This is a genomic window from Flavobacterium sp. A45 (assembly GCF_002001005.1).
Classification (GTDB): domain Bacteria; phylum Bacteroidota; class Bacteroidia; order Flavobacteriales; family Flavobacteriaceae; genus Flavobacterium.
Genome location: NZ_MUNX01000064.1, coordinates 29,840 through 42,470 on the forward strand (window position 1 = coordinate 29,840; position 12,631 = coordinate 42,470).

General features: G+C 34.1%; 8 protein-coding genes and 1 tRNA gene. 6 read left to right on the forward strand and 3 right to left on the reverse strand.

Annotation, left to right across the window (positions count from 1 at the left end):
• Positions 1–70: 70 nt before the first annotated feature.
• On the reverse strand, positions 71–3,346 hold the full coding sequence (locus tag B0E44_RS05965; protein ID WP_077371548.1) for a DUF2723 domain-containing protein: 3,276 nt from the start codon (positions 3,344–3,346) through the stop codon (positions 71–73).
• Positions 3,347–3,608: 262 nt separating this feature from the next.
• On the opposite strand from B0E44_RS05965, the gene B0E44_RS05970 reads away from it, so the two are divergent.
• Positions 3,609–3,679 (forward strand) — tRNA-Gln (locus tag B0E44_RS05970).
• A gap of 108 nt (positions 3,680–3,787) precedes the next feature.
• On the opposite strand, the gene B0E44_RS05975 is transcribed toward B0E44_RS05970, so the two are convergent.
• Positions 3,788–4,612, reverse strand: coding sequence for a universal stress protein (locus tag B0E44_RS05975; RefSeq protein WP_077371494.1), 825 nt, complete (start codon positions 4,610–4,612; stop codon positions 3,788–3,790).
• Between the two features lie 172 nt (positions 4,613–4,784).
• On the opposite strand from B0E44_RS05975, the gene rimP reads away from it, so the two are divergent.
• From rimP to B0E44_RS05995, 4 genes are all read left to right on the forward strand, one after another.
• Positions 4,785–5,249 (forward strand): ribosome assembly cofactor RimP, encoded by a 465-nt coding sequence (gene rimP, locus B0E44_RS05980; protein ID WP_077371497.1) that lies wholly within the window; start codon positions 4,785–4,787, stop codon positions 5,247–5,249.
• A 13-nt stretch (positions 5,250–5,262) separates the two neighbouring features.
• Positions 5,263–6,516, forward strand: coding sequence for a transcription termination factor NusA (nusA, locus tag B0E44_RS05985; RefSeq protein ID WP_077371500.1), 1,254 nt, complete (start codon positions 5,263–5,265; stop codon positions 6,514–6,516).
• 90 nt (positions 6,517–6,606) lie between these two features.
• Positions 6,607–9,510, forward strand: a complete 2,904-nt coding sequence (gene infB, locus B0E44_RS05990; protein ID WP_077371503.1) for a translation initiation factor IF-2 — start codon at positions 6,607–6,609, stop codon at positions 9,508–9,510.
• Between the two features lie 337 nt (positions 9,511–9,847).
• Positions 9,848–10,603, forward strand: coding sequence for a 5'-methylthioadenosine/adenosylhomocysteine nucleosidase (locus B0E44_RS05995; RefSeq protein ID WP_254423258.1), 756 nt, complete (start codon positions 9,848–9,850; stop codon positions 10,601–10,603).
• A 30-nt stretch (positions 10,604–10,633) separates the two neighbouring features.
• Here the strand turns inward: B0E44_RS05995 and B0E44_RS06000 are convergent, their stop codons facing one another.
• Positions 10,634–11,023, reverse strand: coding sequence for an SPOR domain-containing protein (locus B0E44_RS06000; RefSeq protein ID WP_124019294.1), 390 nt, complete (start codon positions 11,021–11,023; stop codon positions 10,634–10,636).
• A 219-nt stretch (positions 11,024–11,242) separates the two neighbouring features.
• On the opposite strand from B0E44_RS06000, the gene B0E44_RS06005 reads away from it, so the two are divergent.
• Positions 11,243–12,568, forward strand: coding sequence for a c-type cytochrome (locus B0E44_RS06005; protein ID WP_077371554.1), 1,326 nt, complete (start codon positions 11,243–11,245; stop codon positions 12,566–12,568).
• The last annotated feature ends 63 nt before the right edge of the window (positions 12,569–12,631 follow it).

Sequence of the window (12,631 nt, forward strand, 5' to 3'; positions counted from 1 at the left end):
TTTAAGCAAAAAAATGCAGTGCTTTTTTTAGTAGCACTGCATTTTTAAAGATATTTTTTTAATCTAATAATTACTCTTTTTCACGTCCAAATCGAGCAAAAATTTCGATATAGGTGTTGAAAGTTTTTTTGCTTGAATTGTAAAAATCCACATCATTACTGTTTTTCATTACTGTCAATAAACCTCTGTAGCGTTCCAAATCGGTTATGATTTCGATACTGATACTCGATTGTTCTGATGGTGCTAGTTTTGCATAATAATTAAGGTTTTCCTTGTATTTATCCATTAGTCTATTCAGTAAATCTCTTGCTTTGGCTTTCTCCCCAACATCATAATATCCTTTGGCGAATGGTTCTAAAAGTGAATAATAACCAAATTTTTCCAAAGGCATTTTTGTCATTGCCAAGTTAATGATGTTTTTTGCCTTATCGATTTTGCCTTCCTCAATGAGTTTGTTCATCAAGCGGGCCAAATTCATTCTGTAGGTAAGGCTTTCTCTGCGGGTTTCAGGATCGTGATATATTTTGTCACTTTCGCTATTGCCCCAGTCCCATTTCATTACTTTATTGTACATGTTTTCAGAGTCAATTCGTCCCATGTCCATTTGACCTGAATCTTTTGTTAAAGCTGTTTTTATTGGAACTAATTTGTATACCATGCCTTCTAATTGAAGGTAATCTTTCATCCATAAATAATCTTCGGGATCAAATGCTCCTCCGCTGAAATAAACTGGTCTTTTCCAGTTGTTGTTGTTGATTAGATCCAGCATCATCAATCTGTTTTTGTAGATTGCATTTCCTTTGATGTCAATATCGATATAAGGAACAATAGAGTCGTACAATTGTGGATTAACGACTTTGTTTTTTATAATATTGGCTTTGTCAATAGGAATCCTGATTTTATTGGTTGGATAGAAATGAATGGTCTGCCCGTTTTGCATTTCTACAGTTGATTTTGGATTTTTAATAAAGGAAATAAAATCTTTTAAATCCCAACGGCTTTCTGTTTTTTGAATGTATGCTACATAGTCAAGTTTATCTCCAACATACTCATCATGTGTAAATGAAATAGGCAAAGCTTCAGATTCATATGCTTTTCTTTTCATTTGATCAATATACCAATCGGTCATGAATAAACTGGTGTTGACAATCTTGATATCGGTACGGATTCCTTCTATTTCTTGCGCGTACCAAAGAGGGAAGGTGTCGTTGTCTCCAATGGTGAATAAAATTGCATTAGGATCACAGGATTGAAGATACGCTTTTGCCATTGCAGTAGCGGTATGTTTTCCGGAACGGTCATGATCATCCCAGTTTTGGTAAGCCATAAGTATTGGTGCGGCCAATAAACATGCGCCAATAAGTACTGGTCCGGCGATTTTTGGAGCAAGATATTTCTGTGCACTTTCGTATAATGCATATACTCCAAATCCGATCCAAATGGCAAAAACATAAAATGAACCCACCAAGGCATAGTCTCTTTCGCGAGGTTCAAATGGTCGTTCGTTTAGGTAAATTTTCAATGCAATTCCCAAGAAAAGGAAAAGAGCCAATAAAACATAAAAACTTTTTCTGTCTTTGCCAGCATGATACATGATTCCGATCAGGCCTAGTATAAATGGCAGAAAGAAATACATGTTTCTACCTTTGTTGTTTAAAACATCCGAAGGTAAATTTTCTTGTGAGCCTACATGTAAAGTGTCTAGGAATGTTATTCCGCTTATCCAATTTCCATCCAGATAATCATAGCGTCCTTGATTGTCGTTTTGTCTTCCAACAAAGTTCCACATCAAATATCTCCAATACATATAACCAAATTGGTATTCAAACATAAAGCTGAAATTGTCCGCTGTAGTTGGTTTTTCAATGATTAAATAATCGCCATAATGTTTTAGGAATGAAACATAGCCTTCATTGTCGATTTGTTTTTGGGCATATGCTTGTCTAAACTCGGCTATGGTCTTTTCGGTTTCATTTTTTAACTGAGCTATTGCTTTGTTGTAATCTTCTTCGCTTAATTGGCTCGGATCTAATCCGTATTTTACCAGATCCTCATCATAATCATGGTTAGGATCTATTCGAAATGCTGGCGGATTTGTGAAGTTTATATAATTTTCAATATGCTCTGAACTCCACATTCTAGGCAAAATAGTTTTTTGATTGTCATCACTATTTTGTTCTGCTTTTATATAGTTGTTTACGATTACGTATTTACCTGTTTTGTAGTCTCTCTCATAATTGGGAGCTTTGTCTAAATAAGGATTTTCTGCGTCTAATCCCGCAAAAGTCTCAGTGTATTGAGGTCCATAAAACAATGGGTTTACACCATATTGTTCTCTGTTGTAATAGGCTAAAACTTCTGCCGCATCTGATGGTTTATTTTCGTTAATAACCGTATTCGAATTAGCGCGAATTGGTAACATTAACCAAGTTGAGAACCCAATTAGGATAAAAAGAACACATAAAAGTAGAGTGTTATAATGTATTAATCCTTTTTTATGGGTGTAGTTTAATCCAAAATAAAAGAATCCAATTAGAAGAAGGGTTACGAAAATAGTTCCCGAATTAAATGGTAATCCCATTGAATTAACCATGAAGACTTCGGTTTTACCAAAGAATGCCATCGTTAATGGTAGTAATAATTTGAATATAAAAAGTAAGATAGACACAACTACAATGTTGGCTATAATGAAGTTTTTAACGGTGACTACTTTGTAGTTTTTGAAAAAATATAAAAAGCCTATTGCAGGAATGGTCAAAAGCGACATAAAGTGCACTCCAAAAGACAGTCCAACTACCAAAGAGATTAAAAGGAGCCATTTGTTTCCTCTTGGAGTGTTCATTTCCTGTTCCCAACGCAGACCAAGCCATAAAAGCAAAGAAATTAACAATGTGGCCATGGCATAAACTTCGGCTTCAACAGCATTGTACCAGAAACTATCCGAAAAGGCGTAAGCTAATGCTCCAACTAAAGAGCTTCCAAGAATGACAATTGAATTGTTAGAGTTGATTTCTGAATATTGTCCGATTATTTTTTTCAAGATCATTGTTGATGACCAAAACATAAATAATATGGTGAAAGCACTCGAAAATACAGAAGTCATATTTACCATCAATGCGATATGTTCTTTATCTATGGCAAACATCGCAAAAAAGGCACCGATCATTTGGAACAAAGGAGCTCCTGGTGGGTGACCAACTTCAAGTTTAGCAGCTGTAGCAATATATTCACCACAATCCCAAAAACTCATGGTGGGTTCAACAGTAAGTGTATAAGTTATTAATGCGATTGAAAAGGCAAACCAACCTGTAATGGTATTCCATTTGTTGAAATTGAATGATGTCATATACTTGTCTTCTGTTTTTTTATGGGTTTTGAAAAGTGTTACAAAGAAAATGTTTTTTTTTTTAAAGTTCAGTTGCATTATTATAATTTTATCCAAAATATTCTTTTTATGAAATGATTTGTTATTCAGTGAATTAGTAAGAGTATTTTTTTTAAAATCAATTTTGTTTCATTTTTTTTAAAGAAAAAGGCAAAAAAAGTTTGCATAGCTTGGAATTTGTTTTAAATTTGCACTCGCTTAGCAGAAATGTCAGCAAGTTTTTTGGTCTATGGTGTAATGGTAACACAACTGTTTTTGGTGCAGTCTTTCAAGGTTCGAGTCCTTGTAGACCAACAGAAAGCCTCTCAATTGAGAGGCTTTTTTTATGGAGTTAATTCTAGTTTGATATAATGAAAAACAAAGCCTTTCAGAATTTTGAAAGGCTTTGTTTGTAATGTGCGTTTATATTTTAAAAGTTAATACCGGTTTGTTAGCGTGGTTTACCAAATCTTCAGAGATGCTGCCAGTAAAGAAATGACTGAGAGCTGTTCTGCCGTGAGTGCAAAATGCAATTAAGTCTGCATCTTTTTCATTGGAGTAGTTAATAATCCCTTTTTCTATATTGCTTTCGTTGTAGGTTTCAAATGTATATTCGGGCATGTCAAAATCAGCAACAAAATCATTTACTATTTTACGGGATGCCAAAGTGCTTTTGAAGCTGTTTGGTGTGCAAATCATGACTAGGTTTAGCTTAGCTCCAAATAATTTAGTAAAATCAAGCATTTTTTGAAATGGTTTTTTGATTTCTTTAGAAAAATCGGAAGCGAAAATAATATTTTGAATTTTGAAATTGTCTATTTTGTTTTTGATGACCAAAACAGGAGTTTCGGATTGTCTGACTACCTTTTCGGTATTGGAGCCAATTATTATTTCGTTGATTCCTGTTGCACCGTGCGATCCCATGACAATAAGATCCATGCTGTTTTGTTTGATGTAATTGTTTATCCCTTGGTAAGCATTGTCAAGTCTAACTACTTCAGTTATTTTGATACCAGCCAGATAAGGACGGTTTTTAATGTTTTTTAATGTTTCTTCGGCTTTTCGTTTGAATAGCATTATTTCAGGTATGCTTGTTTCTCCTTTGATGGCGTCATTCATTTGGCCGGGCAGTTCAAGCATATGGATTAAAATGATTTCACAATCGTTTTTTTTTGCAATTTCTGCGCCAACTTCTATTGCTTCATCAGCATATTTGGAAAAGTCAGTTGGGATTAGAATTCTTTTCATGGTCTTTGGGGTTTGATTTATCAGTGAAACTTGATTAATTTGATAATTTAAAGATATAAATTTTTTTAATAGTAATCAATTTTTTTGATTTGTAAAAAAACACTATATTTGCACCGTTATTTATTAAAACTTAAATAATGAGGGGACTAATGTCCCCTCTTTTTATAAAGATATGACATTTAAAGAAAAAGTAAAGCAAGTATTAGAAGAGGCTCTTCTTGAAAAACCATCTATTTTTTTAATTGACCTGACCATAACGGACAGTTTTAAGATTATTATTGGGATTGATGGAGACAATGGTGTGGTTTTGCAGGATTGTATTGATGTAAGTCGTGCTGTTGAGAATAATTTAGATAGAGAAGAGCAGGATTACTCTTTGGAAGTAGCTTCTGTTGGAGTTGGTTCTCCTTTAAAATTGGTTAGACAGTATAAAAAAAATATCGGTAGAACATTAATTGTTAAGACGAATACCGAAAATATTGAAGCAGAATTAGTTGAAGCTAATGATCTTTTTATAATTTTGTCATGGAAAGCTAGAGAACCCAAAAAAGTTGGTAAAGGTAAAGAAACTGTTCAAAAAGAACTGCAGATCCCTTACACAGATATTAAAGAAGCAATTGTTACAGTAACATTTTAATTAAAGAATTCGCATGGAAAATTTAGCATTAATCGATTCATTTTCAGAGTTTAAAGATGATAAACTTATTGATCGTGTAACGCTTATGGCAATTTTGGAAGATGTATTTAGAAATGCATTGAAGAAAAAATACGGTTCAGATGATAATTTTGATATCATCATAAATCCTGATAAAGGAGATATGGAGATATGGAGAAGAAGAGTAATCGTTGCCGACGAGGATTTGGATTTTGAAAATGAAGAAATTACATTGACTGAAGCTAGAAAAATCGAAGCTGATTTTGAAATTGGTGAAGAGGTTTCTGAGGAAGTTAAGCTTATAGATTTGGGTAGAAGAGCGATATTAGCTTTAAGACAAAATTTGATTTCAAAAATACACGAACACGATAATACTAATCTTTACAAACAATTTAAAGATATTATTGGTGATATTTATACTGCAGAAGTGCATCATGTACGCCCAAGAGTTGTAATTTTGGTGGATGATGACGGTAACGAAATCGTTTTGCCGAAAGAAAAACAAATACCTTCAGATTTTTTCCGTAAAGGAGATAACGTTAGAGGTATAATTGAAAGCGTTGAATTAAAAGGGAATAAACCTCAAATTATTATGTCCAGAACTTCAGATAAGTTCTTGGAGAAATTGTTTGAGCAAGAAATTCCAGAAGTTTTTGATGGTTTGATTATGGTTAAAAATGTTGTGAGAATCCCAGGTGAAAAAGCAAAAGTAGCTGTTGATTCTTATGATGATCGTATTGACCCAGTTGGAGCCTGTGTAGGTATGAAAGGTTCTCGTATTCATGGAATTGTTCGTGAATTAGGAAATGAAAATATTGATGTAATCAATTATACTAGCAATGTTCAATTGTATATTACTAGAGCATTAAGTCCTGCTAAAGTTTCTTCAATCAAAATTAATGAAGAGACAAAGAGAGCTGAAGTGTTTTTGAAATTGGAAGAAGTTTCTAAAGCAATCGGTAGAGGAGGTCATAATATTCGTTTAGCTGGTTTGTTGACTGGTTATGAATTGGATGTAATCCGTGAAGGTGACGTTGCTGGAACTACAGCTGATGATGACGATGTTGAATTGACTGAGTTCTCAGATGAGATAGAAGAGTGGGTAATTGAAGAATTTGCAAAAATTGGTTTGGATACTGCAAAAAGTATCTTGAAACATGATGTAGAAGATTTGGTTAGAAGAACAGACCTAGAAGAGGAAACGATTTTAGATGTAATGAGAATATTAAATGAAGAGTTTGATAGTTAACATACTATTAATTCCTCATATAAAATAAATTTCTATTTTTATTATAAGATATAAGTAGAACAACGAATAAGGTAAAAATAAAAAGGTTTTATGTCTGAAGAGAGAATTATTAGAATAAACAAGGTTTTAAGGGAATTAAATATTTCGTTAGAAAGAGCTGTGGATTATCTAAAAGATAAGGGTATTGCTATTGAGTCAAACCCAAACACAAAGATTTCTGAGCAGGAATTTAATATCCTACAAAGTCAGTTTGCAGGCGACAAGGGGAATAAAGAGGCTTCTAAGGAAGTAGGCGAGGAGAAAAGAAAAGAAAAAGAAGCTTTGCGTATTGAACGTGAAAAAGAAGTGGAAGACAAACGCAAATTAGAAGAAGAGCGTTTGAAACAACAAGAAGTTATAAAAGCTAGAGCTGTTTTGTCGGGACCAATACAAGTTGGCAAAATTGATCTTAATCCTAAAAAGCCTACTGCTGCTCCAGAACCTGTTGTTGCTGAAAAAGTAATTGCTCCTAAAGATGTAGTTCTAGAAGACAAGCCTGTTTTAAAAGAAGAAGTTAAAAAAGAAACTGTCGAGAATGTTGTTAAAGCTGAGGCGCCAGTCGAAAAAGATAAAAAGGAAATTCCTGTTTCTGAGGTAAAAGATAAGCCAAAGTTTAAGGAGGTTAAAAATGTTGAAAAACAAGAAGTAGTAGAAGAGAAAAAAATTGAAGCGACTTCAGGTGAAACTCCAGCTGAGGAATCTATTACAACTCAATACCAAAAACTTTCGGGTGCAACATTAACTGGTCAAGTTATCGACTTGTCTCAATTCAATAAGCCGAAAAAGAAAAAAGAAGATCCAAAAATTACGCCTAATAAGCCTGGTGCTCCTGGAGCGGCTGGTGCTAATAATGCTAATAAAAATAAACGCAAAAGAATTGCTCCAAAGCCAGGTGCGCCTAGACCGCCTGCTACTCCTGGAGTTCCTGGAGCGCCAAATCCTAATAAAATTACTCCGAATACTGGAGGTGGTGGTTTTAATGCAAATAGAAGTGCAAGACCTGGATTTGTAAAAGGAAATAGACCTGCAATTGTTGCAAAAGTAGAGCCTACTGAGGAAGAGGTTAAAAACCAAATCCGTGAAACTTTGGAGAAACTTCAAGGTAAAGGTGGTAAATCTAAAGCGGCAAAATACAGAAGAGATAAAAGAGATACACACCGTCAGAAATCTGATGATGAGCAAAGAGCTTTAGACGAAGGAAGTAAAACTATAAAAGTTACTGAGTTTGTTACTGTAGGTGAAATTGCAATCATGATGGATGTGCCAATTACTAAAGTGATTGGAACGTGTATGTCACTTGGAATCATGGTTACCATGAACCAACGTTTGGATGCTGAGACATTAACAATTGTTGCCGATGAGTTTGGTTATGATGTTGAGTTTATTACTGTAGATATCGAAGAAGCTATTCAAGTTGTCGAAGACAAAGAAGAGGATCTAGTATTCAGAGCTCCTATTGTTACTGTAATGGGTCACGTCGATCACGGTAAAACATCTTTATTAGATTATATTCGTAAAGAAAATGTTATCGCTGGTGAATCTGGAGGAATTACACAACACATTGGTGCCTACGGAGTAACTTTAGATAACGGTCAAAAAATTGCATTTTTAGACACACCGGGTCACGAAGCCTTTACGGCGATGCGTGCTCGTGGTGCTCAAGTTACAGATATTGCAATTATCGTAATTGCTGCAGATGATGATATCATGCCACAAACCAAAGAGGCGATTTCTCATGCTCAAGCAGCTGGAGTTCCTATTATTTTTGCAATCAATAAAATTGATAAGCCAAATGCTAATCCTGAAAAAGTAAAAGAAAGATTAGCAGGTATGAATCTTTTGGTAGAAGATTGGGGTGGAAAAATTCAGTCGCATGATATATCTGCGAAAGTAGGTACAGGTGTTAAAGAATTATTGGAAAAAGTATTGTTAGAAGCTGAAATTTTAGATTTGAAATCGAATCCAAATAAAGCGGCTCAAGGAACAGTGGTTGAAGCTTTCCTTGACAAAGGAAAAGGATATGTTTCTACTATACTAGTACAACACGGTACTCTTAAAATTGGAGATTATATGTTGGCTGGAAAACACCATGGTAAAATTAAAGCCATGCATGATGAAAGAGGTAATATAGTTACCGTTGCAGGTCCTTCGACTCCGGTTTCTGTTTTAGGTCTTGATGGTGCAGCTACTGCTGGTGATAAATTCAATATTTTTGAAGACGAAAAAGAAGCGAAACAAATTGCAGCCAAACGTTCTCAATTGATGCGTGAGCAATCAGTTCGTACACAAAGGCATATTACATTAGATGAAATTGGACGTAGAATCGCATTGGGTCAATTTAAAGAATTGAACATTATCCTTAAAGGAGATGTGGATGGTTCTGTTGAAGCGTTATCTGATTCTTTCTCTAAATTGTCTACTGAAGAAATACAAATTAATATTATCCATAAAGGAGTTGGTGCGATTACAGAAACTGACGTTATGTTGGCTTCTGCTTCTGATGCAATCATTATCGGATTTAACGTTCGTCCTGCTGGAAACGCTAGACAATTGGCTGATAAAGAAGAAATCGATATCCGTTATTACTCTATTATCTATGCTGCTATCGATGACTTGAAAGATGCAATGGAAGGAATGTTAGCTCCTGAAATGAAAGAAGAAGTACTTGGTACTGCTGAAATCAGAGAGATATTCAAAATTTCTAAAGTTGGTTCTATCGCAGGATGTATGGTTATGGATGGTAAAATTGCCAAAAATGCTAAAATCAGAATCATTAGAGAGGGAGTTGTTGTGTTCACGGGTGAACTACTTGCATTGAAACGTTTCAAAGACGATGTGAAAGAAGTTGCTAAAGGATATGATTGTGGTATTCAAATAAAAGGATACAATGATATCGAAGAAAGAGATGTTATTGAAGCATACCATGAAGTTGCAATCAAAAAGAAATTGAAATAAGATTTCATAGACCTATAATTTAAAATCCCAATTCGTTGGGATTTTTTTGTTTAGGTAATGATGGTTTTATTGTTTGGAAATTTAAAAATTGCTATTAAGTTAAAGTTGATTTTTTTTTTTTAGGAGCAGAAAGATTTGGCTTTTTTGTAAAGAAGGTTTCCTGCTGTCCTTCCAAATCTTTTGTGAACTTTGTCAAAGTTTAAAACTTTGACAAAGTTCACAAAAGGATTTTCCTTCCCATCAGGGCTAAGGGGAAATGCTTAGTTTTTTTTGCCATCATCAAAAAAAATGGAAAAAGAGTAATAATTGAATTCAGGTTTAAAATAGAATGCAGTATATGAAAAGAATTGGGATTCTTGGCGCAATGCCAGAAGAGATAAACGGTATTGTTTCTTTGTTAAAAGACAAATCGGAAGTTGTAAAGGGAATGCGTACTTATTATTTAGGAACGATAAATAATGTTGAAGTTGTAGTGGTATTTTCTCGTTGGGGGAAAGTGGCATCAGCGACTACAGTTACCCATTTAATTGTTGAGTTTGGAATAACGGAATTGTTTTTTACCGGAGTTGCAGGCGCAATTCATCCAGATTTAAACATTGGTGATATTGTTATTGCTAGTAGTTTGATTCAGCATGATTTGGATGCACGTCCTATAATGAGTCAATTTGAAATTCCTTTGTTGGGAAAAACTATGCTTTGTCCTTCAAAAGAGATGTTGGATAAGGCAGTAGAGGGTATAGGTGAATTGGTAAGAGACGAAAGTTTAATTCATTCGCTTTTGCCAAAACAAAGAGAGAAGTTTTCTTTATCGAATCCAAAAATAGTTGTTGGTCAAATTGCTAGTGGTGACCGTTTTTTTGCTAGTCATGAAGATAAAGAAAATCTTTTGGCAATACTTCCTGATGTTTTATGTGTTGAGATGGAAGGAGCTGCAGTAGCACAAGTTTGTTTTGAATATAAAATTCCTTATATCATAATTCGAACTATTTCAGATGAGGCAAATGATAATTCTGTAGTAGATTTTAAAGAATTCGTATCTCAAGTAGCTTCCAGATTTGGGGTTGAGATAATAAAAAAAATGTTAAAAAAATAGCCCTTAAAAGGGCTGTTTTCGATAGAAATATTATTTATTTGGTTTTATTAAAAACACATTTTTATATTTCTTATGAATGTCAACAAGATTTCGTTCAGCTTCCATTCTGGTTCTGAAATTGCCAACCCAAACTTTATAATTGGGTGTATTAAATATAATAGTCCCGTCTATGTTTCTAAATTCTTGGCGAAACTCATTTAAAGTTTTTTTTGCACTTTCACTTGCTCCGTTGAAGATTTGAATTTTATAACGGTCAGAATAGGATAAATTAATATTGGATTTTCTTTTTTCATTCAATAATTGTTCGAATTTAGGGTCCTGATTTACACTTAAATTGGAGGATTGGGCTATAATTTTGCTTGTTGTTGTAAAAGAAAAAGTAATTAGTAACAATGCCTCGTGTGGTCTTAAAAATCTCATAATCTGATTATTTATTCTGCAAAAATAGTTTTTTAACAGGAAATCGTAATAGATTTGCTATTTAGATTTAATATAAATTATAATTAAGATTATTTTAAGGTTTTGAGAATAGTTCTTAAGTCGTATTTTTTGTCCAAATTTTTAAATAAGGAGGGTTTAGTCTTCTAATTTATTTGGATGATAAGCGAACAATTTTTAGTAGATAATCAATATATTAATATGAAAAAGGTGGGTAACCATAATTCGAATTCAAGGAAATTATTTTTAAGCTTAGCATTAATGTTGAGTATTTCCGTAGCTTCATTTGCTCAGGATGCAGCTCCGGTTGTAGCTGAAGTGGCTCCAGCAGCGAGTTCTGGTGGTGATGCGGCAAAAGGTAAAGAACTTTTTAATGCCAATTGTGCTGCTTGTCACAAACTTGATGCAAAATCAACAGGTCCTGCTTTAAGGGATGTTGCTTCTAGAAGAGAAAAAGCATGGCTTTATAAATGGATACATAATAGTTCAGATTTAATTAAGTCAGGAGATGCTGATGCTGTAAAAGTATTTGAAGAAAATAATAAAATTCCAATGACCGCTTTCCCTCAGTTATCAGAAGGGGATATTGATAATATAATTGCTTATACTTCTGAGCCAAAAGCTGAAGCTCCTACTGCTGCTGCTGGTGCTACTGCAGGTGTTCCTGGTACAGTTCAAGATGATGGTATTTCTAATAATGTAATATTAGGAGCGTTGTCATTAGTAATGGCAATACTTATTGTGATGCTGGTTTTGGTCAACAAAGTGTTAAGAAAAGTAGCTGCTGCAAATGGAATAGAAGTAGTTGCTAAAGAGCCTACCTTGCCAATTTGGAAAGCATTTGTTAAAAATCAGTTTTTGGTTTTGGTATCTGCTATATTCTTATTGCTTTCAGGTGCTTATTTAGTTTACGGATTTTTTATGCAGGTTGGTGTTGATCAAGATTACGAACCGATTCAGCCGATACATTATTCTCATAAAATTCACGCTGGTGATAATGAAATCAACTGTAAATATTGTCACTCTGCTGCACGTGTAAGTAAAAATGCGGGTATCCCTTCGTTGAATGTTTGTATGAACTGTCATAAAAGTATTAGTGAGGTTGCCGAAACTACTGCGACTCCTGAGTACAGCAAAGCTTTTTATGATGAGCAAATTCAAAAATTATATAAAGCTGTGGGCTGGGATGCTGCAACGCAGTCTTATACTGGAAAAACGGAACCTGTAAAATGGGTTCGTATTCATAACTTACCTGATTTTGTTTACTTTAATCACTCTCAGCACGTTACTGTAGCGGGTATTGAGTGTCAAACTTGTCATGGTCCAGTTCAAGAATTTGAAATAATGAAACAGTTCTCTCCTTTAACAATGGGATGGTGTGTAAATTGCCATAGAAAAACTGATGTTAAAATGGAAGGAAATGAGTATTATAAAAAAATACACGAAGAACTTTCTAAAAAGTATGGTGTTGACAAACTTACAGCTGCTCAAATGGGTGGACTGGAGTGTGGTAAATGCCACTATTAAGAATTTAATTCTAAATTGCTGATTAAGTGATTGAAATTAAAGGTTAGAACTAAAAAAAATTAT

Coding starts and splice junctions, on each gene's coding strand:
- B0E44_RS05965 (WP_077371548.1), bottom strand. CDS start 3,346: ATGACATCATTCAATTTCAACAAATGGAATACCATTACAGGTTGGTTT.
- B0E44_RS05975 (WP_077371494.1), bottom strand. CDS start 4,612: ATGAAAAGAATTCTAATCCCAACTGACTTTTCCAAATATGCTGATGAA.
- rimP (WP_077371497.1), top strand. CDS start 4,785: ATGACATTTAAAGAAAAAGTAAAGCAAGTATTAGAAGAGGCTCTTCTT.
- nusA (WP_077371500.1), top strand. CDS start 5,263: ATGGAAAATTTAGCATTAATCGATTCATTTTCAGAGTTTAAAGATGAT.
- infB (WP_077371503.1), top strand. CDS start 6,607: ATGTCTGAAGAGAGAATTATTAGAATAAACAAGGTTTTAAGGGAATTA.
- B0E44_RS05995 (WP_254423258.1), top strand. CDS start 9,848: ATGAAAAGAATTGGGATTCTTGGCGCAATGCCAGAAGAGATAAACGGT.
- B0E44_RS06000 (WP_124019294.1), bottom strand. CDS start 11,023: ATGAGATTTTTAAGACCACACGAGGCATTGTTACTAATTACTTTTTCT.
- B0E44_RS06005 (WP_077371554.1), top strand. CDS start 11,243: ATGAAAAAGGTGGGTAACCATAATTCGAATTCAAGGAAATTATTTTTA.